This window comes from Nocardioides daejeonensis (genome assembly GCF_003194585.1).
Lineage (GTDB): Bacteria > Actinomycetota > Actinomycetes > Propionibacteriales > Nocardioidaceae > Nocardioides > Nocardioides daejeonensis.
Window position 1 is genome coordinate 677,821 of the sequence record NZ_QHKZ01000002.1, and the last position, 26,425, is coordinate 704,245.

25 protein-coding genes are annotated in these 26,425 nt (G+C 70.0%); 19 read left to right on the forward strand and 6 right to left on the reverse strand.

The window, feature by feature from the left end:
• Positions 1-95 precede the first annotated feature (95 nt).
• Positions 96-1,268: a GAF domain-containing protein gene (locus DNK54_RS07885; RefSeq protein ID WP_110206381.1), complete on the reverse strand. Its 1,173-nt coding sequence runs from the start codon at positions 1,266-1,268 to the stop codon at positions 96-98.
• A gap of 92 nt (positions 1,269-1,360) precedes the next feature.
• On the opposite strand from DNK54_RS07885, the gene DNK54_RS07890 reads away from it, so the two are divergent.
• Positions 1,361-3,181 (forward strand): flavin-containing monooxygenase, encoded by a 1,821-nt coding sequence (locus tag DNK54_RS07890; protein WP_110206382.1) that lies wholly within the window; start codon positions 1,361-1,363, stop codon positions 3,179-3,181.
• Between the two features lie 208 nt (positions 3,182-3,389).
• Here DNK54_RS07890 and DNK54_RS07895 read toward each other — a convergent pair whose 3' ends face one another.
• The 3 genes from DNK54_RS07895 to DNK54_RS07905 are packed head-to-tail and all read right to left on the reverse strand — an operon-like array spanning position 3,390 to position 5,726.
• Entirely contained in the window at positions 3,390-3,746 is a 357-nt protein-coding gene (locus DNK54_RS07895) for a hypothetical protein (RefSeq protein WP_110206383.1), read from the reverse strand.
• A 32-nt stretch (positions 3,747-3,778) separates the two neighbouring features.
• On the reverse strand, positions 3,779-4,387 hold the full coding sequence (locus tag DNK54_RS07900; RefSeq protein WP_239459996.1) for a LuxR C-terminal-related transcriptional regulator: 609 nt from the start codon (positions 4,385-4,387) through the stop codon (positions 3,779-3,781).
• A 37-nt stretch (positions 4,388-4,424) separates the two neighbouring features.
• Entirely contained in the window at positions 4,425-5,726 is a 1,302-nt protein-coding gene (locus DNK54_RS07905; protein ID WP_110206385.1) for an ATP-binding protein, read from the reverse strand.
• Positions 5,727-5,869: 143 nt separating this feature from the next.
• Between DNK54_RS07905 and DNK54_RS07910 the strand changes: the two genes are divergently transcribed.
• The 5 genes from DNK54_RS07910 (at position 5,870) to DNK54_RS07930 (ending at position 10,278) form a co-directional block, all read left to right on the forward strand.
• Complete coding sequence (locus DNK54_RS07910) at positions 5,870-7,129, forward strand: PspC domain-containing protein (RefSeq protein ID WP_162602347.1); 1,260 nt, start codon at positions 5,870-5,872, stop codon at positions 7,127-7,129.
• Positions 7,126-7,473: a hypothetical protein gene (locus DNK54_RS07915; protein WP_110206387.1), complete on the forward strand. Its 348-nt coding sequence runs from the start codon at positions 7,126-7,128 to the stop codon at positions 7,471-7,473. The genes DNK54_RS07910 and DNK54_RS07915 overlap by 4 nt, the downstream gene beginning before the upstream one ends.
• Before the next feature lie 240 nt (positions 7,474-7,713).
• Positions 7,714-8,664 (forward strand): hypothetical protein, encoded by a 951-nt coding sequence (locus DNK54_RS07920; protein ID WP_110206388.1) that lies wholly within the window; start codon positions 7,714-7,716, stop codon positions 8,662-8,664.
• A gap of 195 nt (positions 8,665-8,859) precedes the next feature.
• A complete protein-coding gene (locus tag DNK54_RS07925; RefSeq protein WP_204164462.1) occupies positions 8,860-9,390 on the forward strand; it encodes a YbaK/EbsC family protein in 531 nt (176 codons plus the stop codon).
• Between the two features lie 93 nt (positions 9,391-9,483).
• Positions 9,484-10,278 carry an oxygenase MpaB family protein gene (locus tag DNK54_RS07930; protein ID WP_110206389.1) on the forward strand — a complete coding sequence of 265 codons (795 nt, stop codon included), beginning with the start codon at positions 9,484-9,486 and terminating at the stop codon, positions 10,276-10,278.
• 15 nt (positions 10,279-10,293) lie between these two features.
• Here DNK54_RS07930 and DNK54_RS07935 read toward each other — a convergent pair whose 3' ends face one another.
• Positions 10,294-11,016, reverse strand: coding sequence for a MerR family transcriptional regulator (locus tag DNK54_RS07935; protein WP_110206390.1), 723 nt, complete (start codon positions 11,014-11,016; stop codon positions 10,294-10,296).
• Positions 11,017-11,127: 111 nt separating this feature from the next.
• On the opposite strand from DNK54_RS07935, the gene DNK54_RS07940 reads away from it, so the two are divergent.
• The 12 genes from DNK54_RS07940 to DNK54_RS07995 all read left to right on the forward strand — a co-directional run bounded on the left by DNK54_RS07940 (position 11,128) and on the right by DNK54_RS07995 (position 24,378).
• On the forward strand, positions 11,128-11,994 hold the full coding sequence (locus DNK54_RS07940) for an ABC transporter permease (RefSeq protein WP_162602348.1): 867 nt from the start codon (positions 11,128-11,130) through the stop codon (positions 11,992-11,994).
• On the forward strand, positions 11,991-12,806 hold the full coding sequence (locus DNK54_RS07945) for an MlaE family ABC transporter permease (protein WP_110206392.1): 816 nt from the start codon (positions 11,991-11,993) through the stop codon (positions 12,804-12,806). The genes DNK54_RS07940 and DNK54_RS07945 overlap by 4 nt, the downstream gene beginning before the upstream one ends.
• 5 nt (positions 12,807-12,811) lie before the next feature.
• Positions 12,812-13,858, forward strand: a complete 1,047-nt coding sequence (locus tag DNK54_RS07950; RefSeq protein WP_162602349.1) for an MlaD family protein — start codon at positions 12,812-12,814, stop codon at positions 13,856-13,858.
• Positions 13,855-14,877, forward strand: a complete 1,023-nt coding sequence (locus tag DNK54_RS07955) for an MCE family protein (protein WP_110206394.1) — start codon at positions 13,855-13,857, stop codon at positions 14,875-14,877. The genes DNK54_RS07950 and DNK54_RS07955 overlap by 4 nt, the downstream gene beginning before the upstream one ends.
• Positions 14,874-15,830, forward strand: coding sequence for an MCE family protein (locus tag DNK54_RS07960; RefSeq protein ID WP_110206395.1), 957 nt, complete (start codon positions 14,874-14,876; stop codon positions 15,828-15,830). The genes DNK54_RS07955 and DNK54_RS07960 overlap by 4 nt, the downstream gene beginning before the upstream one ends.
• Positions 15,827-16,918 carry an MCE family protein gene (locus DNK54_RS07965; RefSeq protein ID WP_162602350.1) on the forward strand — a complete coding sequence of 364 codons (1,092 nt, stop codon included), beginning with the start codon at positions 15,827-15,829 and terminating at the stop codon, positions 16,916-16,918. The genes DNK54_RS07960 and DNK54_RS07965 overlap by 4 nt, the downstream gene beginning before the upstream one ends.
• Positions 16,915-17,910, forward strand: coding sequence for an MCE family protein (locus DNK54_RS07970; protein ID WP_110206397.1), 996 nt, complete (start codon positions 16,915-16,917; stop codon positions 17,908-17,910). The genes DNK54_RS07965 and DNK54_RS07970 overlap by 4 nt, the downstream gene beginning before the upstream one ends.
• Positions 17,907-19,016, forward strand: coding sequence for an MCE family protein (locus tag DNK54_RS07975; RefSeq protein ID WP_110206398.1), 1,110 nt, complete (start codon positions 17,907-17,909; stop codon positions 19,014-19,016). Before DNK54_RS07970 ends, DNK54_RS07975 begins: the two co-directional genes overlap by 4 nt.
• A gap of 75 nt (positions 19,017-19,091) precedes the next feature.
• Positions 19,092-20,243: an acyl-CoA dehydrogenase family protein gene (locus DNK54_RS07980; protein ID WP_110206399.1), complete on the forward strand. Its 1,152-nt coding sequence runs from the start codon at positions 19,092-19,094 to the stop codon at positions 20,241-20,243.
• A gap of 8 nt (positions 20,244-20,251) precedes the next feature.
• Positions 20,252-21,430, forward strand: a complete 1,179-nt coding sequence (locus DNK54_RS07985) for an acyl-CoA dehydrogenase family protein (RefSeq protein ID WP_110206400.1) — start codon at positions 20,252-20,254, stop codon at positions 21,428-21,430.
• 13 nt (positions 21,431-21,443) lie between these two features.
• On the forward strand, positions 21,444-23,288 hold the full coding sequence (locus DNK54_RS07990) for an AMP-dependent synthetase/ligase (protein WP_110206401.1): 1,845 nt from the start codon (positions 21,444-21,446) through the stop codon (positions 23,286-23,288).
• Between the two features lie 46 nt (positions 23,289-23,334).
• On the forward strand, positions 23,335-24,378 hold the full coding sequence (locus DNK54_RS07995; RefSeq protein WP_110206402.1) for an LLM class F420-dependent oxidoreductase: 1,044 nt from the start codon (positions 23,335-23,337) through the stop codon (positions 24,376-24,378).
• Positions 24,379-24,484: 106 nt separating this feature from the next.
• Here DNK54_RS07995 and DNK54_RS08000 read toward each other — a convergent pair whose 3' ends face one another.
• Positions 24,485-25,150, reverse strand: coding sequence for a class I SAM-dependent methyltransferase (locus DNK54_RS08000; protein WP_110206403.1), 666 nt, complete (start codon positions 25,148-25,150; stop codon positions 24,485-24,487).
• Positions 25,151-25,412: 262 nt separating this feature from the next.
• On the opposite strand from DNK54_RS08000, the gene DNK54_RS08005 reads away from it, so the two are divergent.
• The gene (locus DNK54_RS08005; RefSeq protein ID WP_110206488.1) at positions 25,413-26,423 is read left to right on the forward strand and encodes a TerC family protein; all 1,011 of its coding nucleotides are present in this window, start codon (positions 25,413-25,415) and stop codon (positions 26,421-26,423) included.
• Positions 26,424-26,425 lie beyond the last annotated feature (2 nt).

Consider the following 26,425-nt stretch of genomic DNA (forward strand, 5'->3'; position numbering starts at 1 on the left):
TGCCCTCCCCTTCCCGCTGCAACGCGGGGTTGTGGTCGTGACACCGCTCTCCGACAACACCACAGCGCCAGACCGTACGGCGGCCGCAGCTCGCGTCAGCGGGCGGGCACGACGGTGAGCTGCACGCCGTCGCCGAGGCGATAGGGATTGGTGGTCAGAAGAGCGCCGAGGGAGCGGCGCATCCGGGAGACCTCGGCTCGCACGGTCACCTGGTGCTCGGTGTCGCCGTACAGCAGATGGCTCAAGGCCGCGGCGGTGAGCCCGCGTGGGCCTGCGCCCGCGAGAGCAGTGAGCACCTCGGCGTGACGCGGCGAGAGCGGCACCCGCCAGGGTGCGTCGGCACCCCGGACCTCCAGGGTCGCCGGCGTGGCGCCGAGGTCGAGTGTCGCAATCAGCGCCGTGCCACTCCCGCGGGGCCGGATCAGCCAACCGACGCCCAGCCGCTCCGGGAGGCAGAGCCCGAGACCGGGTACGGCGACCGCGCGGTCGGCCCGGGGCGCCTCCACCCGACCGGAGACGGCGATCCCCTGACGGGCAGCCACCCAGCCGTGGTCGTCGACCACCAGCAGCGGGCCCGAGGCACTGGAGAGCAGCGGCTCTGCCGAGCGACGCAGCTGCTCCAGGCGCTCCTCGTGATGGCGCCACAGCCGTGCCTCGGCCAGGCGCACCGACGCGGTCACCAACGCCTCGATCGCCGGGTGCAGGGTCAGCGCCGGACCGCTCACGTCGACGATGCCGAGCAGGGAGCCGTCGATCGGGTCGTGGATCGGTGAGGCCGAGCAGTACCAGGGCACCTGCGCGTTCTCGAAGTGCTCGGCGGAGAAGAGCTGCACCGGCGCAGCCTCCTCCAAGGCGGTGCCGATCGCATTGGTCCCGACCGCGCCCTCCGTCCAGAGCGCACCCTCGCTGAAGCCGAGGAGGTCTGCCTGCCGCTTCACCCGGGGCGAGCCGCAGCGCCAGAGCACCACGCCGTCCGCGTCGGTGACGACGACCAGGTAGTTCGAGGCATCCGCCGCACTCAGCAGCAGCTCCCGGATCTCGTCGATCACCAGGGAGAGCCGGGACCGGCGGCGCCGGTCGTCGACCTCGGCGGGCGGCAACGGGTCGCGACGGTTGGGCCCGTCGGGATCGATGCCCAGCTCCAGCACCCGTACCCACGAGCGGGCCACCACCGCGCGAGGTCGCTGTGGAGGCGCGGCGCCGGAGAGCACCGCGTCATGGATCCGGACCAGATGGCGGGCCCGCGTCGCGAGGTCGAAGGAGACCATGAGCCCACCCTAGGTCGCCCATGTGACGGGGACCACATGCAACATCGTGCAACGGTTCCCCGCACCGCCCTCGCGGATGTGTCCTCATCGGCATGACCCAACTCGACGAACGCCCCGCGACTCACGCCGCCGACCCGGCCACCACCTGGTTCGCTGCCTTCGAGGACGCCCTCGCCGCCCGCGACATCGATCGCGCCGCCGGCCTCTTCGCCGCCACCAGCTTCTGGCGCGATCTGGTCGCCTTCTCCTGGAACCTGACGACCGTCGAGAACCCGGACGGGGTCGCGGACCTGCTGACCGCCACTCTCGACCGGGTCGCGCCGAGCGGCTTCCGGCTCAGCGAGCCGCCCGCGACGGAGGACGGTGTGACCACCGCCTGGTTCGAGTTCGAGACCAGCGTCGGCCGCGGCCGGGGCCTGGTCCGACTCCTCGACGACGACGGACCGAAGGCGTGGACCTTCCTCACCACGCTCTACGAGCTGAAGGGCCACGAGGAGGCCCGCGGCGTACGCCGCCCCCTGGGGGCCGAGCACGGGGCCAACAAGGAACGGGTCACGTGGCTGGAGAGACGCCAGGCCGAGGACCGCGCCCTGGGCGACACGACACAGCCGTACACGCTGGTGATCGGAGGCGGCCAGGGCGGTATCGCCCTCGGCGCCCGGCTACGCCAGCTCGGCGTGCCCGCACTGGTCATCGACCGCTACCCCCGCCCCGGTGACCAGTGGCGTGGCCGCTACAAGTCACTCTGCCTGCACGACCCGGTCTGGTACGACCACCTGCCCTACCTGAAGTTCCCCGACAACTGGCCGGTCTTCGCGCCGAAGGACAAGGTCGGCGACTGGCTGGAGTTCTACACGAAGGTGATGGAGGTGCCGTACTGGTCGAGCACCACTGCCACCAAGGCGGCGTACGACGACGCCGAAGGACGTTGGGAGGTGCAGATCGAGCGCGACGGAACGCCGATGACGTTGCGGCCCACCCAGCTCGTGCTGGCCACGGGGATGTCCGGGAAGCCCAACATCCCGAACTTCCCGGGCATGGACGTCTTCGCCGGCGAGCAGCACCACTCCTCGCAGCACCCCGGCCCCGATGCGTACGCCGGCAAGCGGGTGGTGGTGATCGGCTCCAACAACTCCGCCTTCGACATCTGCGGCGCGCTGTGGGAGCACGGCGCCGACGTGACGATGGTGCAACGCTCCTCGACCCATATCGTCAAGAGCGACACGTTGATGGACATCGGCCTCGGGGATCTCTACTCCGAGCGCGCCCTGGAGGCCGGCGTGACCACGGAGAAGGCCGACCTGATCTTCGCCTCGCTCCCCTACCGGATCATGCACGAGTTCCAGATCCCGCTCTACGACCAGATGCGCGAGCGTGACAAGGACTTCTACGACCGCATGGAGAGGGCGGGCTTCGACCTGGACTGGGGCGACGACGGTTCCGGTCTCTTCATGAAGTACCTGCGCCGCGGCTCCGGCTACTACATCGACGTAGGCGCGGCCGAGCTCGTCGCGGACGGCGAGGTGAAGCTCGCCCACGGACAGGTCGACCACCTGACCGAGCAAGAGGTGGTGCTGGCCGACGGCACCGTGCTCCCCGCGGATCTCGTCGTGTACGCGACCGGCTACGGCTCGATGAACGGCTGGGCCGCGGACCTGATCAGCCAGGAGGTCGCCGACCGGGTCGGCAAGGTCTGGGGCCTCGGCTCCGAGACCACCAAGGACCCCGGCCCCTGGGAGGGCGAGCAGCGCAACATGTGGAAGCCGACCCAGCAGGAGAACCTGTGGTTCCACGGCGGCAACCTGCACCAGTCGCGTCACTACTCGCTCTACCTGGCGCTCCAACTCAAGGCGCGCTACGAGGGGCTCGACACCCCGGTGCACGACCTCGCCCCGGTGCACCACCTGGGCTGACCGGGTGGCCGAGCGACCACCCGGTGGTCGAGCGATCACCCGGTGGTCGAGCGATCACCCGGTGGTCGAGCGATCACCCGGTGGTCGAGCAATCACCCGGTGGTCGAGCTTGTCGAGACCACTTCTCGCAGCCGGTCTCGACAAGCTCCACCCACGGGAGCCTGTCGCAGGGCTCCACCTACGACGGCGAAGCGCGACCTGCCCGGGCTCAGACGTGGGCGCCGGACCAGAAGATCGCGACGGCGACGTTGGCGACCGAGAGACCGAGGATGGTCCAGAAGAGCGAGTCGGAGATCCGCGGCTTCTTGAGGTTGGCCATCACCAGACCCAGCACGACCAGGCCGATCACCAGCTTGACGCCGATCTTGGCGTGGTTGACGTCGGCGTCGTCCGCCTCGAGGACGCCGACCAGGAACAGGCCGGCCAGGAAGGCGGTGCCGGCTCCATCGCGCATCGCGCCGTTGACGACCTTCTCGCTCGCCTTCGCTTGGGCGAGCAGCCCACCGATCAGGGCGGCGAAGCCAAGGATGTGCAGGAAGAGCAGGATGAGGCGCACGGTGTCCATGCCGGCAGCCTACCCGGCGTCCTGACAAGTTGTCAGAGCAGGCGTCGATCGGAGGCCCAGCGCGTCAGCTCGTGCCGCGAGGAGAGCTGGAGCTTGCGCAGGACCGCCGACATGTGGGTCTCCACCGTCTTCACCGAGATGAAGAGCTCCTTGGCCACCTCTTTGTAGGCGTAGCCGCGAGCGATCAGGCGCATCACCTCACGCTCCCGCTCCGTCAGCCGGTCCAGGTCCTCGTCGACAGCAGCGACCTCGATGGATCCGGCGAAAGCATCCAGCACGAACCCGGCCAGCCGAGGCGAGAAGACCGCGTCGCCGTCCGCAACCCGGGTGATGGCGTCGACCAGCTCAGGACCGGTGATCGTCTTCGTCACGTAGCCGCGGGCGCCGCCCCGGATCGTGCCGATCACGTCCTCGGCCGCATCGGAGACCGACAGGGCCAGGAACCGGACCTCGCTCGGCCCGACCTGGCGCATCACCTCCACCCCGCCGCCTCCGGGAAGGTGTACGTCGAGCAGCACCACCTCGGGCTGGTGCGTCCTGATCGCAGCGACGGCGGTGCTCACGTCCTCGGCCTCGCCGACGATGTCGACCGGTGAGCCGGGCTGCCCGAGGAGCTCGGCGCGCACACCGGCTCGGAACATCGCGTGGTCATCGACGATGACGACAGTGGTGGTCACGTCACCTCTCCTCTTCCTTCTGTGAGCGGGGCATCCCCAGCACCACCTCGGTGCCCTCCCCCGGCGTGGTCCGGACCTCCGCCGTACCGCCGTGCCGGGCCATTCGATCGATGATGCTGCCACGGACACCGTGCCGGTCGTCGGCGACGTCGGCCAGGTCGAATCCGCGACCGCGGTCCTTCACGAAGACCTCCACACGGGCCGGCGACACCTCGGCGTAGACGTCGACGCGCTCGGTGCCGGCGTGCTTGGCGGCGTTGGTCAGCGCCTCGCGGGCTGCCTGCACCACCGGCGCCAAGCCCTCGTCGAGCGGAGCGTCCCCTACGGTGACCACCTCGACGGTCACGTGGTGTCCGTCCTCCACCTCGACCGCGACCCGTCGCAACGCAGCAGCCAGCGACTCGCCTTCGGTCGACTGCTCCGCGAAGAGCCAGGAGCGCAGGTCGCGCTCCTGACTGCGGGCCAGCCGGGCGACCGCCACCGGGTCGGCGGCGTTCTTCTGGATCAGGGCGAGGGTCTGCAGCACCGAGTCGTGCAGGTGGGCGGCCATGTCGGCGCGCTCCTGGCTGCGCACCCGTTCGGCCCGCTCGTCGCCGAGGTCGGAGGCCAGTCGGATGACCCACGGACCCGCGGTCAGCGCCAGGCCGGCGACCCCGAGGAGACCTGCCACGACCACCTCACCGGCGATCGAGCCGCTGCCGCTGGTCCAGGCGAAGACCGCCAGGGCGCCCAGGATCATCAGACCGCCGACGATCAGCCGCGCCCAGGAGGCCCAACCGCCGCTGCCCACCAGCGCGCGGAACGGGTCGAGCCGCTGGGTGGTGTCCAGCCAACGCTCGCGTTGCACCTCGTCGGCCTGTCGCCAGATCAGGGCGACACCTCCGACACCGATCACCACGGGCCAGAAGAGCGCGCCGCGCCCGAACGCCGACTCGAACATGAGCACGATGCCGAGGGCGAGAGAGCCCAACGCGATGGTCGGCCCGAGGTCGCCGATCCGTCGTACCGGCCCGGGGCGCTTGCCCGCCCGGGTCGCGCCCGCAAGCCCCGGCGCCTCGTCGGAGAAGGTGTCGTCGGTGGGCAGCACCATCCAGAGGCCGGCGTAGAAGGCGATCCCGATCCCGCCGAGCACCGCGGCCACGATGAACCCGAGACGCACCCAGAGCACCGGCAGCCCGAGATGGCGGGCGAGGCCGGAGGCGACACCGGCCAGATAGGTGTCGTCGGTGTTACGGGTGGCTCGCCGGACCTCCGCCTCGCCGGTGGCGGTCTGCCCGGAGGCGCGGGACGCAGTGGCTGTCATGATGCCTTCATCGTCACACAGCGATCAGGGCCGGACCATGAGGAACGACCCCGAGGCGACCCTGGGATGAGCCCCGGTACCCCGGTGGTCGATCAGGGTCGTCCCCGATGGTTTCGACGGTCGACGGGGACGAAGGTGGAGACATGAACAACGAGAGCTACGGCGGCAGCACCCAGAGCCCGCCTCCCCCGCCCCCGGAGCCGGAGCACACCGGCCCCCGGGTCAGCCGCGACGACATCCGCGATCTGGGCCGGCTGCGTCGTACCCGCCATGACAAGTACGTTGCCGGCGTTGCCGGCGGTCTCGGTCGGCACCTCGACATCGACCCGGTCATCCTGCGGGTGGCGTTCGTGGTGCTCACCTTCTTCGGCGGCGCCGGCATCATCGTGTACGCCGCCTGCTGGCTGCTCGTTCCCGAGGACGGCAGCGACCGCGCCCAACTGGACCTCGACGTCCGCTCACGCACGGTGGCACTGGTCGGCGCGGGCGTGCTGGCGGCGCTGGCACTGGTCGGCGACGCCTTCGCCGAAGGCCCCGGAGGCTGGATCGCCTGGCCGCTGCTCGTCATCGGCCTGATCGCCTGGCTGGTGCTCTCCAACCGCGACCGTCGGCGCTCGATGCGAGCGGCGGGGCCGTACCCGGCGCCAGGCTTCGCGCCGCCGGGCGCCGGCTTCCCGCCGCCAGGGAGCGGTGGCCCCGCGACGGCGTACGAGGGCACGGCCTTCCAGCCCGGTCCGACGCCGACCACGCAGCCGAGCGCGACGCCACCGCCCGTCTTCCGCGCCGACCGGATGCGCGACCCACGCAAGCGCGGGCCCATCCTCTTCTGGTTCACCCTCTCGCTCATCGCACTCAGCCTGGGCACTCTGGGAATCGTCGACGGCGCCGGTGCGGCGATCACCGACTCGGCCTACCCGGCACTCGCCCTGGGGATCATCGCTGCGGCCCTGTTGGTCGGAGCCTTCCTCGGCCGGGCCGGCGGGTTGATCCCCCTGGGACTGGTGGCGACCGTGGTGCTCGTGGGCAGCACTGCTGCCACGCAGTACGACGGGAGCGTGATCCACGCGACGCCCGGGTCGAGTGCAGAGGTCGAGTCGAGCTACGACATGGCTGCCGGCGAGATCGTCCTCGACCTCACGGAGGTCCGCGACCTCGAGGGCCTGGATGGCCGCACCATCCGTCTCGACGGCGGTGCGGGCCGGATCGAGGTGCGCGTCCCCGAGCAGATCGATGTGATCGTCGACGCCAGCATCGACGCGGGAGGCGAGGTACGTGCCTTCGACCGCACCCGCAGCGGCTGGGACGTCAGCCTGAAGACCGAACACGACGGCGGCGTCGACGTGCCGACGCTGCGCTTGGACGCCGACCTTGTCTTCGGCGAGATCGAGGTGGTGACCCGATGAACGACCAGCAGCACACCCAGCCCATCGGTGCCGGCCAGGCGCCCGACAGCGAGCCGAACGAGAGCACCTACGTGCTGCCCGACCCCCAAGCCGCCGACACACTCCCCAGCGGCGACAGTGGACCGGACGACGACTCCTGGCGCCATCCGGTCAACACCGGCCACCTGGTGATGGGCGTCGCCTTCGCCGGCATCCTCCTTGTCTGGGCGCTGCTCGTCGGCGACGTCGTCGAGTGGAGCGACGTGCGTTGGCTGCTCCCGCTGCCCTGGGTCGTCGCCGGTGCCGTCGGTCTCGCCGCAGCCACCCACACCAGCCTCCGGAGCCGACGCCGATCACCTGCCTGAACCCGAGCCCCTGACGTCCTGCCTCCCGGCTGCCCCCGCGGCCCGGAGGCAGGACGTTGCGCGCAACGTCCTGCCTTCCGGCCGCCCCGCCAGCCACCCCGCAGGACGTCCGAGTGGCAGGCGACGGGCTGCGTCACGTCGGTAGCCCGCTCTTCGCGGTCCGGGAGGTAGGCGCACCACTCCATCCACAGCCGGAGACCAGCGCGGTTCGGGCGGTGGCCGGAGGTGAACGGGCTTCCCATGAACAGCACCGGACCCACCCCGCGTCGTACTCACGCACTGGAAGACCTCGCCAGCCGGCAGGGCGATGTCGTCTCGCGCAGCCAGCTGTACGGCCTCGGCTACAGCAGGGCAGAGCTACGCGCACAGTTGCATGCGCGACGGTGGCAGCGCGTCGGCCGCCAGAGCCTCGCGCTCCATACCGGCCCGATCGCGACCTTCGGGCTGCTGTGGGCGGCCGTCTTCGAAGCCGGGCCACGGGCCATGCTCGACGGCGCCAGCGCGCTGATCGCCCACGGTCTGACCGGCTTCACCTCCACGCAGATCCGCGTGTCGGTGCCCAAGGGCGCCAAGATCCAGCGCAGGCGTACGCCGCATCTGGACATCCGCGAGACGCGCCGGTTCGCGGCGAGCGATCGTTCCCTGTCCGGTGTCCCGCGCACCTCTCCGGCGACCGCGGCAGTCCGCGGCGCACTCTGGGCGCGTAGTGAGCGCGAGGCGAGCCTGCTCGTGACCATGACTGTGCAGCAGGGCCTGTGCACCCCGGAGGACCTGGCCACGGAGCTGCTCCGGATCCGACGAGACAAGCGTCGCGCGCTCCTGGCTGACCTCATCATCGATCTCGCGGGCGGAATCCGCAGCCTCTCCGAGCTCGACTTCGTCAAGGGGTGCCGCGAACGAGGGCTTCCCGTGCCCGACCGACAGGTGCTCAGGCGCGCTGGCGGCAACCGCTACTACCTCGACTTCTACTACGACCGCTACGGCGTCGTGGTGGAGATCGATGGCATCCAGCATGGCTGGGCCAGCAACGCCATCGCTGACGCGACGCGGCACAACGACGTGGCGCTCTCACGCGACATCGTGCTCCGGCTCCCGGTCCTGGGCCTTCGCGTCTGCCCCGACCTCTTCTATGCGCAGGTCCGCCAGGCCCTGATCGAGGCTGGCTGGCACGAGCAGGGCATCAGCGCCTGACGTCTCCCGGTCAGACGTCCTGCGCTCCGGTCGCCCGAGGCGCCACTTCGCAGGACACTGCTCACGACGTCCTGCCATGTGGTCGCGTTGGCAGCCCGGAGGCAGGACGTTGCGCGCAACGTCCTGCCGAACGGTCGCCCCGCCAACCACCCCGCAGGACGTCCGGCCGAGGCAGGCGGCCCGGAGCGTGCGAGCATGCCTGTCATGCAGCTCGACCTCTCCCCCGTCCTCGACCATCTCGACCTGGTGGCAGCCCCGGTGGCTGCGGCACTACGGGACTGGTCCGGCGCCACGCAGGTCACCGTCGCCCCGATCGACCCGGCGTACGCCGACACCGCAGCGATGTGCGAGGCCTACGACCTGCCGATGACCGGAGGCGTGAACTGCGTCCTGGTCGGCGGCAGGCGGGACGGTGAGGAGCGGATCGCCGCCTGCCTGGTACGCGCCGACACCCGGGCCGACGTCAACGGCGTGGTGAAGCGGACCCTCGACGTACGCAAGGCGTCGTTCCTCCCCATGGAGCGCGCCGTTGCCGACAGCGCGATGGAGTACGGCGGCATCACCCCTCTCGGCCTGCCGCAGGAATGGCGTCTCCTCCTCGACTCCCGCGTCCTCGACGTGGAGTCGGCCTGTATCGGGTCCGGTCTGCGCAGCTCCAAGCTCTTCCTCCCCGGACGCGCGCTCGCGGGCCTGCCCGGCGCGGAGGTGCTCGACCTCGCTTCCTGACCACGGAAGCCGCGCGTGATCACCTCGCCGGCGCTTGCCACGATGACAGTATTACTGTCACACTGATGATGGCATCGGTTGGACGGAGGAAGCATGGCACGGCAGCAGGAGATCCACCTCGCGGACATCGTGGGCGAGCAGGCCCTCCTGCTGGGCGCGGGGTCGGCGGTGATGTACCAGCTCGCCATGAAGGGCGTCGGCCTCGGCGTCGCCGAGCACAGCACCACGTTGACACGGCCCCTCGACCGACTGCGCACGACCCTCACGTACGTCTTCATCATGTCCTTCGGCTCCGACGCGGAGCGCGCGGCCCTGGTGCGCATGGTGAACAAGGCCCACGTGCCGATCCGCTCGGAGGGTCGCTACAACGCCTTCGATCCCGACCTCCAGCTCTGGGTCGCCGTGACGCTCGCCGAGAACGCCTGGATCTACGAGCGGATCTTCGGCGAGTTCGACGACGCCACCCGCGAGCGCCTGTACCGAGAGGGCCAGATCTTCGGCAACGCCCTGCAGGTCAAGCCGGACATGTGGCCCGCCGACGTCGCCGCCTACGAGGCCTACTGGGAGGAGACCATCGCCCAGCGGCTCGAAGCGGATCCGGCCATCCGGGCCTACGCACAGCGCCTGCTCTCCACGAAGGGCGCAGCCTGGACGGCGAAGCCCCTGATCCCACTGCAGAGCCTGATGACGCGCGGGAACCTCGACCCGAGGGTCCGCGAGATCCTGGGCTTCACCTGGTCGGCGCGCGACCAGCGGCTCTACGACCTCTTCTGGAAGATCTTCGTCCCGGTCTACCGCCTGGTGCCGCGCCCCCTCCGGCAGCTCCATGCACACCTCATCGTCCGCGACTTCCGGCGGCGGTTGCGCACCAACAAGCGCGTGATCTGACCCAGCGGCGGCAGATCAGTCCGAGCCGGTGCGGCTGAGCGAGGTGGTGATCACCTCGTTGGCAGCGCGCTGGAACTGGGTGACCAGCGCTTCCATCGTCAGCTGCCTCAAGGTCGCAACGGTCCCCTCGAAGGCGCGCACCTCCTCAGCGGAGTGCTCCTGCGCACGGAACGGCGCCACCACCTGGTGGCGCATGATGTCGGTGAGCTCCTCGGCGAGCGCGTCCATGTGGCGGGTGATCGCCTCCCCGGCGGCGCGCATGCTGTCCACAGGGATGTCGAGCTCGATCAGCTGCAGCGACACCCGGAGCGCAGGCATCGTCTCGAACTTGCGTCCGACCCTGACAACGCCTCCGAGCGCAACCAGCAGGTCGATCTGCGCCGCACTGAGCTTGCGACCCGCCACCTCCTCGAGCTCGGCGCGGGTGAGCACCTGCAACGCCTGCGCATCCCAGGGGATCAGCATCGAGCGCCGCAGCACCAGCTCCTCGACCGTCGCATCGGCGGGCAGCGACCGCATGTAGCCCTCGATCGCCTGCAGCGTGAAACCGTGGTCCTGCAGTGCGCGCACCATCTGCAGCCGCGACAGGTGCGCCTCGTCGTAGTAGGCCATCCGCCCCTGCCGGATCGGTGGAGGCAAGAGGCCGAGAGTGGCGTAGTACCGCGTCGTCCGCACGGTCATCCCGACCGCAGCGGCCAGCTCATCGATCGTGAGCATTCCCTCCGCCTCCCCTGCCATGACTGTCACAGTAACGCTGCAATCGGTCGAATGCCAACCAGGCTATTGACGTACGCCGACAGTGATGTGACGCTCGCTCTGTCACAGTTCTACTGTCAACGAGGGGGTTGCGTGGCGTCGCCGGGCTTGCTCACCGAGGTCGACCAGGAGTCACTCTCCCGGGGCTTTCGCGACGGGCTGCGCGACGGTTGGCGCGAGCGTCGCAGATGGCAGCCGCTGGCTGAGGCGTTCGCGATGCTTCGCCTCGGCGAGCAGATGGTCACCGGGCTCCTGCGCAGCCTGCTCCTGCGTCGCTTCCCGTGGGAGGAGCTCCTCCTGCAGACCTGGTTCACGATCCGCGTCTGCACCCTGCCGGCGCTGGCGGTCTCCCTCCCCTTCGGGGTGATCCTCGCCCTCCAGGTCGGCGTCCTGGCGCAGGAGGTGGGCGCCGTCGCCTTCACCGGCGCCGGCAACACGCTCGCCGTCGTACGCCAGGCGTCGCCGATGATCACCGCCCTCATGCTGGCCGGGGTGGCCGGGTCGGCGATCTGCGCCGACCTCGGCGCGCGCAAGATCCGCGAGGAGCTCGACGCACTCGAGGTCATGGGCATCTCCGTCGTGGAGCGACTGCTGGTGCCCCGCATGCTTGCGACCGTCTTCGTCGCGGTGCTCCTCAACGGCGTCGTCATGTTCTTCACGATCATCACCACCCTCCTGGTCAGCGTGGTCCTGCAGGATCTGCCACCGGGGGCCTACCTTGCCTCGGTCACCACGCTCGCCGACCTCTCCGACCTCTGGCTCTCGCTCGGCAAGGCAGCGATCTTCGCTGTGATGTGCACGGTGATCGCCGCCCACCGTGGTCTGCGGGTGACGAGTGGCCCCACCGCGGTCGGCGACGCGGTGACCGGCGCCGTGGTCATCAACTTCGTCGCGCTCTTCGCCGTCAACTTCGCGATCTCCCAGCTCTGGTCGCAGATAGCCGGGGGGCCGCTCGGATGAAGGCGTACACAGCGGCGACCAGACCTGCCGTCGAGATCGGCGAGCTCGTCCTACTCTCGTGGCAGGCACTGACCGGCATCCCGTTGGCGCTGCGGCGCTATCGCGGGGAGATCGGCCGAGTGCTGGCCGAGGTCACGCTCGGCTCCGGGATCTTCGTGGTGGGCGGCGGCGTGGTCGGCGTCGTCCTGCTGCTCTCGACGCTGACCGGCACCGAGGTCGGACTGGAGGGATACAACGGCCTCGACGTGATCGGACTGGCCCCGCTGACCGGCTTCATCTCGGGTTACGCCAACACCCGGGAGCTCGCGCCGATCGTCGCCTCCCTCGGCTTCGCGGCCCGCATCGGCTGCGGCTTCACCTCGCGCATCGGCGCGATGCGGATCAACGAGGAGATCGACGCGCTCGAGTCCATGGCGATACGCCCCGTTCCCTACCTGATCAGCACCCGCCTAGTGGCGTCCCTGCTGGTGATGCTGCCGCTCTTCCTCATCGGTCTCGTCGGCACCTACGTCGCGACCGACTTCATGGTCACCACCTTCTACGGGCAGTCAGCGGGCACGTACGAGCACTACTTCAGCACCTTCGTGGCGCCCATCGACGTCGTGTACGCCGGAGTGAAGGTCGTCGTGCTCACCCTCGTGGTGACACTGATCCACTGCTACTACGGCTTCACTGCCGAGGGCGGTCCCGAGGGTGTCGGCCGGGCGACCGGCATGGCGATCCGCACGAGCATCGTCGCCCTGACCGTGCTCGACATCCTGCTCACCCTGGCCCTGTGGGGGCCGGACCAACAGGTCCAGATCTCGGGGTGAGCGCCGTGGCCGATCACAGCTACCTCATCCCGGCGAGCCGGCGCCTCAAGCTGCTGGTCGGGCTGATCACGCTCGCCTGCATGGCCGGTGTGACCACGTGGCTCGGCGGCAGCTACCTCGGCTGGTTCACCCGGGACCTGACCGTCGACGCGCGGCTTCCGGTCAGCGGCGACTCCCTGGGGGTGAACTCCGACGTGAAGTACCGCGGCCTCCGAGTCGGCCGTGTGGTCTCCGTCGAGACCGGCACGGAGCCGGTGGCCCATCTGGTGCTGATGTCCGAGCATGCCGCGGCGATCCCTGCCGACGTCCGGGCCCGGGTCCTGCCCGGCACCCTCTTCGGCAACGAGTACGTCGACCTCGTACGACCGCGCCGCACCTCGGCGGCTCCCGGCTCCCTGAGCAAGGGCGACACCGTGCCGGCCGACACCTCTGCCGCCTCGGTGCGCCTGATGGACGCCTTCACCTCCACCCAGCGGCTGCTCGTCGCCCTCGACCCTGCCGCGCTCGATGCCGCCGTCTCTCAGCTCGCCGAGGCACTGAGCGGTCGCGGCGACAACCTGCGCCGCTTCCTCGTCGACGCCGACCGGATGCTCGGTCGGTGGGAGGCCCTCAGCCCGCTTCTGCACCGTGACGTGGCTCTGCTCACCGAGGTAGCCGAGACCCTCGCCGACACCGAGCCCGCCTTCGTCCGCACGCTGCGCGACTCGCTCCCGGTGGCGCGACTCTGGGCCGAGGAGCAGCAGGCGATCACCGGCGTACTGCGGGAGACGGCGCGGTGGTTCGACACCGTCGACGGCTTCCTCCAGGAGCAGCACCCGGTCCTGCGTCCCCTGCTGGCCCAGAGCGCGGCGATCCTCCAGGTGATGGCAGCCAACAGCGGCCTGTTCAGCCTGGCGCTCGGTGCCTTTCCGGGCGTGGTCGAGAACGGCGCGGCCGCGGTGCAGGGAAACCGCATCCAGATGGAAGGCGTGATCGGGCTGCAGCTGCCGAGGCCGTACGGACCCGAAGACTGCCCCCGCTACGGGAAGCACGCGGGGAGGAACTGCCGATGAGGATCCTCCGGGCCCACCCCGGCCCGCTGCTCGGCGTCGCCGCCTTCGCAGCCCTGGCACTGGTGCTCACCCTCATGGTCGCGGGCACTCTCGCCGGAGACAGCGGCACGGACCGAACCCGACTGCGCGCCCAGTTCCGCGACGCGACCGGCCTAGCCGTCGGCGACGACGTACGCATCGCGGGAGTGCGGGTCGGCCGAGTAGTCGACACCGAGCTCGTCGACGGCCTTGCCCTGGTGACCTTCGAGGTCGACGGGCGGCACGTGGTCGACACCGGCACCACGGCGACGATCGGCTATCTCAACCTGATGGGTGAGCGCTACGTCGACCTGGCCCAAGGCACCACCGCAGAGCCGCGGCCGCTGCGCGCCGGGGAGACGATCCCGGTCGCCCGTACCCGTCCTGCCCTCGACCTCGGCGCGATGTTCAACGCCTTCCGACCGCTCTTCGACGCACTCGCCCCCGAAGACCTGAACGAGCTGGCCGGCTCGGTCGTCCAGGCGCTGCAAGGTCAGGGAGCAACCGTCGGCGAGCTCACCCACCAGGTCGCCGCACTGACCCAGCACCTGGCCGGACGCGACGAGGTGATCGGGCGGGTGCTCGACAACCTGACCCTCGTGCTCACGACGGCGGACGAGCACCGTACGGAGATCACCGATCTCATCGGCGACCTGGGTGGTCTGGCCCGGGGCCTCGCCCAGGACCGGCGTCGGCTCGGGTTCGCCCTGACCGACGCCTCGACCCTGGCGGTGCTCGTCGAGGACCTCGCTGACCGGGCCGACGACCCGCTCGTCAACGACCTGGTCGAGCTCCGGAGGCTGACCGAGAACCTTGCCGCCGAGGCTCCGCTGCTGGGCAGGTTCCTCACCGCGGTCCCGATGCAGTTCGCGGTCTATCTGCGCACCTTGGGCTACGGCAGCCACCTCAACGTCTACGTGTGCACGCTGCGCGGGCAGCTGCCCGGCCTGCCCGCGGTCGACTCCTTCCCCGGCAACCGGCACACGGAGCGCTGCCGATGAGCCTGCGTCCAACCCTCCGTCTCTGCCTGGCCCTGGCCCTCCTCGGCCTCGTGGTGGTGCTGCTCCGCGTCACCGCCGACCCGGAGCTGTATCGCGCCGACCTTCCTCACGCTGGCGGCATCCGCGCCGGCGACACGGTCCGGATCGCCGGGCTGGATGCCGGCAAGGTGCGCCGCGTCTGGGCCGACCGCGACACCGTGCACGTGGAGTTCAGCCTCACCGAAGGACGACTCACCGACGACACCGTGGTCGAGGTGAAGCTCGAGTCGCTGCTCGGCAAGCGCTACCTCTCCCTGACACCGGGAAAGGGCAAGCCTCTCTCCTCCGGTGCGACCCTGGCCAGGAGCCAGGCCCGCGATCCCTTCACCGTCGAGGAGTTCTGGCTCGAAGCGGCACCCACGGTGCAGGGGCTGGACCTGCCGGTGATGGAGCGCGCACTCGACGTGCTGACCGAGGACCTGGCGACGGCGCCGGCGGACGTGCGCGCGGCGCTCACCGGTCTCTCCGACCTCGCCGATCTGGCGGACCGCCGTGACGAGCAGGTCACCCGGCTGGTCGCCACCACCCGCTCGGTCACCGCGACCGTGCTCGACCAGCAGGACGAGATCGAGGACCTGATGGACGACGCGTCTTTGGTGCTGCGGATGGTGCACGAGCGTCGTGAGGCGCTGCGTCTCCTCCTGCGCGACAGCCGCAGGCTCTCCGGCCGGCTGACCGCCCTCGCTCGGCGGACCCGACCCGAGATCGAGCCAGCGCTGCGCCAACTGCGGACCGTCTTCGGCGTGCTCCGCAAGCACGAGCGAGAGCTCTCCGAGGTGCTGCGCCTGGCCGGCCCGACGATGCGCGTCTACACCAACGCCGCCGGCGACGGTCCCTGGCTCGGCGTCAACGCTCCGTGGTTCGTGCTGCCCGACGACTTCTGGTGCACCCTCACCCCGAAGGGATGCCGATGAGCACCCGCATGATGCAGGCCACCGCGGCGGGCCTCGCCGTGCTCCTGGTCGTCGCCGGCTTCTGGTGGTGGCAGGCGCGCGACGCGGAGCCGCTCGTCATCACCGCCGACTTCGGCGACACCACCGGCCTCTACGTCGGCAACGACGTGGAGTACCTCGGCGTGCCGGTAGGCACGGTGGTCGCCATCGAGCCGCGCGGCACGGTCATGCGGGTGCGGATGGAGGTAGCCGCAGAAACCACGGTGCCGCGCGATGCCAGCGCGATGATCCTCCAGTCGTCCCTGGTCACCGACCGCTACGTCGAGGTAGGCCCCGCCTGGACGCAAGGGCCGACCCTGACCAGCGGCTCTCACATCCCTGCCGACCGCACGCGCAGCCCTGCCGGCGTCGACGAGATCACCAGGTCCATCGACGACCTGGTGCGTGCCCTCGACCAGACCACCCCCGGCGGCCACGACCTCGGCGACCTCCTGCGTACGACGGCCCGCACCTGGGCCGGCAACGGCGACCTGCTCCGCGAGACCCTCGGCAAGGGCGAGCAGGCGCTGGGCCAGGTGAATGCCCACGGTGACGAGCTCACCGCTCTCGCCGCCGACCTCGCCACCCTCGTGGACGCGCTGGCCGACCGTGACACCGCGATCCGTCAGTTTGCCGACGACGTGGATCGCACCAGCGCGGTCGTCGCCGAGCAGCGCCACGGGATCAGTGGCACCCTCGCCTCCCTCGAGGAGCTGACCCGCGTGGTCTCGCGCTTCGTCCGCCACAACAAGGACGTGATCGGCGACGATCTCACCGGTGCGCTGCGGGTGGCACGGCAGCTGCGGGACCACCAGGCGTCGCTCGCCGAGGCGTTCGACACCATGCCGACGCTGGCCGAGAACCTCGCGCGCGCCTATGACTGGAAGCAGCAACGGCTGCGGGTGCAGTTCAACACCGAGACCGGGCCCTTCTCGGCGGCGTTCCGCGCGCACATGTGCCAGGCGTTCGCCGGGCCGCTCTGCCCCGCTCTCTTCGCAGTGGACGGCAGCGGACTGCTGGACCCCCTCCTCGACGGGTTGCACGACGTGCTCCCGGGGGACCTGCCATGATCGCCCGCTCGGTGACCCTGGTGCTGACCGTGGCCCTGCTGCTCTGCGGATGCGGCCTCGACCTTCACGACGTGCCCATGCCGCGCCTGGTGGACGGGCCTACCCGGACGCTGACCGCGGAGTTCGAGAGCGCGCTCAACCTTCCGGTCGAGTCTCCGGTGAAGCTCGACGGCAGGATCGTCGGCCAGGTCGAGGCGATCGACGTCGTCGACTATCGCGCGCGAGTGCGCATGGCGGTGAGCACCGCGGTCACCCTCCATGAGGGCACCCGCGCGGAGATCCGCCTCACCTCGCCGATGGGGACGGCGTTCGTCGAACTGGTCGACGGCAGGCGGTCGGCACTGCTCGCCACCGATGCTGTGCTCGGGCCTGACGCGACCACGAGGGCACCCGATGTGGCCGACCTGTTGAGCTCGCTCTCGGTCGTGGTGACCGGGGGCAGCTTCGCCGACGTCAAGACGATCGTCGACGAGCTCAACGTGGCACTCGGCGGCAACGCCCCGGTCGTGCGCTCCCTGATGGGGCGACTGAACCGCGTGGTGACCGATCTCAACGCCCACACCGCGAGCTTCGACGCCGCCCTCGACGCGGTCGACCGGCTCTCCGGCAGGCTGGCCGCCGACGCACCCGTGCTCGTCGAAGCGATCCGGGCCATCGATCCGGCGGTGCGCGCCCTGGGTGATCAGCGTGCGGACCTGATGCGACTCCTCGACACCGTGCACCGGCTCGCGGGCACCGGCAAGGAGGTGATCCCGGCCCTCCGAGACGACCTGGTGGCCACGTTGGAACACACCGGCCCCGTGCTTGCCGCGCTGACGCGCAACCGGGAGAACCTGAACCGGACCATGCGCGGCCTGATCGAGTTCGGGCGGCGTACGGACGCCGCCTCTCCGGGCGACTTCTCCAACTTCGACCTCACCCTGCTCCTCGACCCGCAGGGACTCGACCCGGCGCCGGGGCAGCCGGAGCAGCCCCGGGGAGGTGGCCGATGAAGCACGCCGACCCCGCCGCCGGACACGCGGCCACCCGCAGGCGGGTACGGATCGCCCAGATCCTGCTGCTGGCAGTCGTGGTCTCGGGCACTGTCTGGGTCGCCGACACCGTGGTGGGAGGCGGGCTCTTCGCCCGCACCTGGACCATCAAGGTGGAACTGGCCGAAGCCGGCGGACTGCATGCGCGTTCGACGGTCACCTATCGGGGTCAGCAGGTGGGGGTCGTGACCGACGTGCGGCTCCGCCCGGACGGCATCGAGGCGACCGCCCGGATCGAGGGCGGCGTGCGGATCCCCCGTGACAGCGACTTCTCGGTGCGCAACCTGTCAGCGGTAGGCGAGCAGCACCTCTACGTGGAGCCCCGCAGCGACACCGGTCCGTGGCTCGCCGACGGCGACGTGGTCGCCCGTGAACGGACCAGCGTCCCGATGCCGATGCCGCAGGTGCTGGCCGACACGCAGCGGCTGATGAAGCGCATCGACGTCGCCGACCTGCGCACCATCGCCGACGAGCTCGACCGGGCGTTCGGCGACGGCTCGCTCGACCTGCGCGGTGCGAGCATCGAGTTGGAACGCGCCTTCGCCCTCCTCCAACAGCTCGAGCCCGACCTCGTGCGCCTGCTGCGTCGCGGCCAGGTGCCGCTACGCACGGTCGCCGAGCGCGGCGAGCAACTCCGGCGCACCACCCGCAACGCAGCGCTCATCGCCACCGAGCTCAACGCGAGCACCGCCGTGCTCCGAGCACTCCTGCGCAACGCCTCGGACGTGAGTGCCGACGTACGGGCGCTGTGGGAGGCGCAGGAACCGACGGTGCGGGCGATCTTCGCGCAGACCGCTCCCCTGATGGCGATGGCAGCCCGGCACCTGCCCGGCCTCGAGCACTGGCTCGCCTGGCTGCCGGCTCAGCTCAAGGCGATGGCCGGGAGCACGCGGGACGGCAGCGGCCGGGTGCTCCTGGTGCCGAAGGTGCTCAAGAACTGCTCGTACGACGTCACGCGCCGCAGCGCCCATGACCTGGCGCCGCGCCGTACCGACACCACGGTGCGGTGCGACGACGCTGTGCCCGGCACCCAGCAGCGCGGGTCGGTGAACGTGCCTCGGCCCTGACCCGCACCGCTATTGACAGTGTCACTGTCACTGTTAGAGTTCGAACGACCACGAACGACCGGAAGGGATCGCCCCATGACCGAGACCACCCGCCCCCTCTTCGAGGCCGAGCACGAGGACTTCCGCAAGACGGTGCGGACCTTCTTCGAGCGCGAGGTCGCCCCCCACCACGACCAGTGGGAGAAGGACGGCATCGTCCCCCGCGACCTGTGGCTCAAGGCCGGTGAGGCCGGACTGCTCTGCTTCGACGTCGACGAGGCGTACGGGGGCGCGGGCGTCCAGGACTTCCGCTACAACGTGGTCCTCTCGGAGGAGCAGACGCGGGCGGGGTGCAGCGGCCCCGGCTTCTCGGTGCACTCCGACATCATCGTCCCCTACCTCAGCAGCCTCGGCACGGAGGAGCAGAAGCGGAAGTGGCTCCCCGGTTGCGTGAGCGGCGAGGTCATCACCGCGATCGCCATGACCGAGCCCGGCGCCGGCAGCGACCTGCAGGGCGTGCGGACCACGGCCATCGACCAGGGTGATCACTACCTGCTCAACGGCTCGAAGACCTTCATCTCCAACGGCATCAACGCCGACATCGTCATCGTCGTCTGCCGCACCGATCCCGACGCCGGCCACCAGGGCATCAGCCTGCTGGTGGTCGAGCGCGGCATGGAGGGCTTCGAGCGGGGTCGCAACCTCGAGAAGGTCGGGCTGCACGCCCAGGACACCGCCGAGCTCTCCTTCACCGACGTCCGGGTGCCGAAGGAGAACCTGCTCGGCGCCGAGGGCAGCGGCTTCATCTCCCTGATGATGAACCTGCAGCAGGAGCGGCTGATCATCGCCGCGCAGGCTGCTGCCGCCTGCGACCTGATGGTCGAGATCTGCCTCGACTACGCACAGACCCGGCAGGCGTTCGGCAAGCCGATCGGCAAGTTCCAGCACAACCGCTTCCTGATCGCCGAGATGGCTACCGAGGCCGAGGTGACACGCGTCTTCGTCGACGACTGCATCCGCAAACACCTCACCGGCAGCCTGGACCCCAAGGGCGCCTCGATGGCGAAGTGGTGGGCCACCGAACTGCAGAACAAGCTGGTCAACCAGGCCGTGCAACTGCACGGCGGCTACGGCTACATGCTCGAGTACCCGGTCGCGAAGGCGTTCCTCGACAGCCGGATCTCCACCATCTACGGCGGCACGACCGAGATCCAGAAGGAGATCATCGGTCGCTCGCTGGGACTGTGAGGGCAGACATGGACTTCGAGCTTCCCGAGACCGCGCAGGCCGTTCGAGACGGCGTGGCCGCCATCGGAGCGCGCTACGACCACGCCTACTGGACCCGCTGCGACGCCGAGGGCCGCTTCCCCCAGGAGGTCTGGGACGACCTCGCCGAGGGCGGCTGGCTCGGCCTCAACATCCCCGAGGAGTACGGCGGGGGCGGGCAGGGCCTGTTGGAGCTGGCGGTCGCCAACGAGGCACTGTGCGCCTCCGGCGGCACCGCTGGGACCTTCTTCTACGTCACCACCCCGGGCTTCGGCGCGACCACGATCGTCCGGCACGGCACACCCGCCCAGAAGGAGCTGGTGCTGCCCGGTCTCGCGGCAGGGAGGACACAGTTCTGCCTGGCCCTGACCGAGCCCGACGCGGGCAGCAACACGTTGGAGATCACCACCTCCGCACGCCGGGACGGCGACGACTTCCTGATCCGCGGCCAGAAGGTCTGGATCTCCAACGTGGAACGCGCCGACTGGATGATCGCGGTCACCCGCACCATCCCCGCCGAGGAGGCACGGCCGCGCACGGCCGGGTTCACGCTCTTCCTGGTCGACGTCAAGGAAGCCCTCGCCGCCGGCACGCTCTCCTACACACCGATCCCCAAGATGGGCAGCAACATCCTGCATTCCAGCCAGGTCTTCTTCGACGACGTGCGGGTGCCCGCTGATCGGGTCATCGGCCAGGTCGACGGCGGCTTCGCGGTGCTGTGGGACGTGCTCAACCCGGAGCGGATCCTGGCCGCCGCCGGCGGCACGGGGTCAGCCGACGCAGCCCTTGACGTCGCCGTCGGCTATGCACGCGAGCGGGAGGTCTTCGGCCGACCGATCGGCGCCAACCAGGCGATCCAGTTCCCCTTGGCCCAGATCAAGGCGAAGACCGAGCTCGCCCGGCTGATGACCTACAAGGCGGCCTGGCTCTTCGACCAGGGGCGCGACTGCGGCAACGAGGCGAGCATCGCCAAGCTGACCGGCTCACAGGTCGCCTGGGAGGCCGCCGACCAGGCCTTCCAGACGCTGGGCGGCATGGCCTACTCCAAGGAGTACCCGGTGGAGCGGCTCTTCCGCGACGCCCGCATCGCCAAGAACATCCCCGTCTCGGAGCAACTCGTGCTGGCCCACATCGGCACCGCCCAGCTCGGGCTGCCGAAGAGCTACTGATCCCGGAGGACAGATGAGCACCACCCTCGACCGCCGCGACGCCATCCTGGCGCGCATCGCCGGCCTCACCCTGCCCGCGGCCCTGGCCCGCACCGCCGAGAAGTACGGCGACCAGCCGGCCTACTCCGACAGGGTGGGGAGCGACGGCACCGACTGGCGCACCCTGACCTGGCACGAGGTGCGCGAGACCGCACTGGACGCGGCTGCCGGGCTCATCGCCCTCGGCCTCCAGCCCGGCGAGACCGTCGCGATCATGGCGAGCAGCCGGATCGAGCACGTGGTGGCGGACCTCGCCGCGGTCCACGCGGGCGGCGTGCCCAGCTCGGTCTACGGCACCCTCTCCCCCACCCAGGTGGAGCAGGTCGTCACCGAGGCGCGTCCGGCCGTGGTGATCCTCGAAGGCACCGAGCAGCTGGAGCGCTGGGCACCAGCCCTGGAGAGCGGTCACGGGATCCGTGCGGTCGTGGTCCTCGACCCCGCCGCGGCGGGCGACCACGCCACCTGGGAGACGGTCGTCGCCGAAGGGGCCCGAGCACGGAGCGAGCAGCCCGGCCTGGTCTCCGCACGTACGGCGGCGCTCGACCCCGACCAGCCGCTCACCATGCTCTTCACCTCGGGCACCACCGGAGCTCCCAAGGCCGTCGTGCTCACCCACACCAACGTGCTCTTCGAGGCCGACTCATCGGCCAGCGTGGCGGGCACGAGCGAACCCGGGATCACCATCTCCTACCTGCCGTTCGCCCACATCGCCGAACGGATCCTCGGCATGTACGTGCCACAGACCCAGGGCGGCCACGTCCACCTGATCGCCGACCCGTCGCTGTTGGTCGGCGCGCTCGGCGAGGTACGGCCCACCCGGTTCTTCGGCGTACCCCGGGTCTGGGAGAAGATCCGCACCGGCGTCTCGGCGCGCCTGGCAGCCGAGCCGGACGAGCAGAAGCGTGCGGCGATCGAGCAGGCGATGGCAGTCGGCCTGGCCTGGGTGGAGTCCCGCCAGTACGGCGCCACCACCGACCCCGAGCTGGAGGCGCGGTTCGCAGCCGTCGACGCTGCGGTCCTCGCTCCGCTGCGGTCACTGCTCGGGCTGGATCGGTGCGCGTGGGCAGCGAGCGCCGCCGCGCCGATGCCGGAGGAGGTGGCGCGGTTCTTCGCCGGTCTGGGCATGCGGATCTTCGACGTCTACGGCATGACCGAGACCAGCTCGGCGGTGACGGCGTGCGGCCCGGAGAGCTTCCGGCTCGGCACGGTCGGCCGGGCCCTCGACGGCATCGAAGTGCGGATCGCCGACGACGGTGAGATCCTCGCCCGCGGACCGGTCACCACACCCGGCTACCTCAACCGGCCCGAGGCGACCGCCGAGCTCGTCGACGCCGACGGCTGGGTGCACACCGGCGACATCGGCGTCCTCGATGAGGACGGCTTCCTCCGGGTGGTGGACCGCAAGAAGGAGATGATCATCACCTCCTCCGGCAAGAACATCGCGCCCTCGGCGATCGAGAACCTGCTCAAGGAGAGCCCGCTCGTGGGTCACGCCCTGGCGTACGGCGAAGGGCGGCCCTACGTGGTCGCCGTCCTCACGCTCGACCCGGAGATCGCCCCGTTGGTGGCCGCGAAGGTCGGCGTCGAGGCGGCCGACCTGGCCGCGCTGGCGGCCGACCCGACGATCCTCGCCCTCGTCGGACAGGCCGTGGAGGCGGCCAACGCGCAGCTCTCCCGACCCGAGCAGGTCAAGAAGTGGTCGCTGCTGCCGGCCGAGTGGACTGCCGAGTCGGCCGAGCTCACGCCTACGCTGAAGCTCAAGCGACGGGTCGTCCACGAGAACTATGCGGCGCAGATCGATGCGCTCTATGGTGAATGAACGCTAACCTCGTCTCTTGATGCCCCTGCCCTCACGAGAGGACCCCATGAAGATCTCCACCATGCTCATGTACGACGGCAACCCGCGTAGCGCCGCCGACCAGGTCGTCGCCCTGGAGAAGGGTGGCCTGGACACCGTCTGGGTGGCCGAGGCCTACGGCTTCGACTCCCCCACCCTGATGGGCTACCTCGCCGCCAAGACCGAGACCGTCGAGATCGGCTCGGCGATCCTCAACATCTACTCGCGCACGGCCGGCGCGCTGCTCCAGACGGCGACAGGGCTCGACAACGTCAGCGGCGGCCGCGCGCTGCTCGGCCTCGGCGCCTCCGGACCGCAGGTGATCGAGGGCTTCCACGGTGTGCCTTACAGCAAGCCGCTCGCCCGCACCGCCGAGGTCATCGACATCCTGCGCCGCGGGATGCAGCGGGAGCCGCTCACCAGCGACGGCCTCATCAAGCTGCCACTGGCGAAGGAGGACGGTGCGATCACCGGCCTGGGCAAGCCGCTCAAGCTGCTCACCAAGCCCGAGCGACCCAGCATTCCGATCTACATCGCCGCCCTCGGCCCCAAGAACGTCGAGCAGGCCGCGGAGCTCGCCGACGGCTGGCTGCCGCACCTCTTCTGGCCCGAGCGGTTCGGCGAGGTCTGGGGTGACGCGATCAAGGCGGGCTACGCTCGCCGCGACGCCGCCCTCGGCCCCGCCATGCAGATCGTCGCGGGCGGCATGGTCGCCATCGGTGAGGGCCCGGAGACGAAGGCGTTGCTCGACTTCGCGCGCCCGCTCTTCGCCCTCTACGTCGGCGGCATGGGCGCCAAGGGCAAGAACTTCTACAACGACGTCGCCCGTGCCTACGGCTACGAGCAGGAGGCAGCGGAGATCCAGGACCTCTACCTCTCCGGGCGCAAGGACGAGGCGGCCGCCAAGGTGCCTACCGAGTGGCTGGAGGCGGCAAACCTGGTAGGCCCTCCGTCGTACATCAAGGAGCGGATCGCCGCGTTCCAGGAGGCCGGTGTCACCAGCCTCAACGTCACTCCCGTCGGCGACGACCCCGTCGGGATCGTCTCCCAGCTCAAGGAATGGGCCTCCTGACCCTCTCCTCCCCTCTCCTCTCCCGATCGTCCCTAACAATTTCGTGGTCACAACGGCAATGGACCACGAAACTGTTAGGGACGATCTCAGGTTGAGGGGACCTCGGCTAGGGCGCGGTGCCGGTCACGTACTGAAGGACGCCGTGCACCTCGCGCTCGACCTCGGTGAAGCCGGCCGCGCTCAGGCGAGAGGTGAAGTCGGCCCGGTCGAAGACCCGGAGTCCGGTCGGGCCGGCGACGGCACCCTGGGCCCAGCCGAGCCCGGGCAGCCGCGAGGAGGCGCTGGCCATCAAGGCGACCCGCCCTCCCGGGCGTACCACCCGGACGATCTCGTCCACGACCCGGAACGGGTCCGGGATCAGGTAGAGAGCGCCGTAGCAGAGCACTCCGTCCAGGGTGGCGTCGGCGAACGGCAGCCGATGGCCACTGCCCAGCACGTACGACGCCCCGGTGTCGGCGTTGTCACGCAGCGCGTGTCCGAGCATCGGCTCCGACAGGTCCACACCGATCGCCCGACCGCGCGGCACGGCCTCGGCCAGGACCCGGGTGAAGGCGCCCGGACCGCAGGCCAGATCGAGCACCGTGGCGTCGTCGGCCAGCCGGAGCGCGGCGATCGCGGCCTGCTTCTCCTGCCGGTAGTGGTCGAGGTCGAAGCCCATCGCCGCCCAGAAGAGAGCCGGGCGCCAGGCCCGTTCATAGACCTGGGCGAGCACCGGGCTCTGCATGGCGCGCTGTGCGAGCGACCGGTCACCGGTCAGTCCGGGGATCAACACGCCCTCACCCTAGTGGCGATGCGGCTCCGAGGGGGTCGGCATGGGAAGATGACCGACGTCCAATGGAGGGGAGTATTCCCTCGCGGTGGCGTCGTCATCACGGTCGACCAGCTCGACCCGGCGCGCCGGTCCGGACCTCGTCAGGCGCGATCCCGACGAGCCCGGACGGAAGAGACCTCCGGAGTTCACGTCCGATCGGCGTAGCCTCAGGGTGCGCCGACCAAAGCCACTCCGGAGGAGACATCCACCAGTGAATGCCATCATGGGCGACTCTGTCGCCTCTCCCCTCGTCTGGGCCATCACCATCGTCGTGCTCGTCGGCGTCCTCATGGTCGACCTGCTGGTCATCGCCCGCCGCCCCCACGAGCCCACGATGGGCGAGGTGAGCCGACACCTCGCCGTCTTCGTCGGCCTGGCCGTGATCTTCGGGATCGCGCTGTGGATCTTCGCCGAGCCGCACGACCTCTCCCCCAAACCGGGGCCGGAGTTCTTCGCCGGCTGGCTGACCGAGTACTCGCTCTCGGTCGACAACCTCTTCATCTTCATCATCTTGATGACGAAGTTCGGCGTCCCCCGCGCCTACCAGCAGACCGCACTGATGATCGGCATCGTGCTGGCGCTCATCATGCGCGCAGCCTTCATCATCGTCGGAGCCGCGGCGATCAACCAGTTCTCGTGGGTCTTCTACATCTTCGGCCTCTTCCTCATCTACACCGCCGTGAAGCTCGCCGGGGAGGGGCAGCATGACGAGGAGGAGGAGTTCGACGAAAACAAGCTGGTGAAGTTCGCCGAGACCCACCTGCCGGCGACCAGCGAGTGGCACGGCACCAAGCTGACGATCAAGGAGGGCGGCAAGCGGCTGATCACGCCGATGTTTCTCGTGGTCCTCGCGCTCGGCACCACCGACCTGCTCTTCGCCCTCGACTCGATTCCCGCGATCTACGGGCTCACCCGCGACCCGTACCTGGTCTTCACCGCCAACATCTTCGCGCTCATGGGCCTGCGTCAGCTCTACTTCCTGATCGGCGGACTGCTGCAGCGCCTGATCTACCTCTCCTACGGCCTGGCCTTCCTGCTGGCCTTCATCGGCGTCAAGCTGGTGCTGCACGCCATGCACGAGAACGAGCTCCCGTTCATCAACGGCGGCGAGCACATCTCGTGGGCCCCCGACATCCCGATCTGGGTCTCCCTCACCGTGATCGTCGGGACACTGGCCGTCACCGCCATCGTCAGCCTGGCCGTCACCCGGCGCCAGGAGAACGCCGCGAACTGACT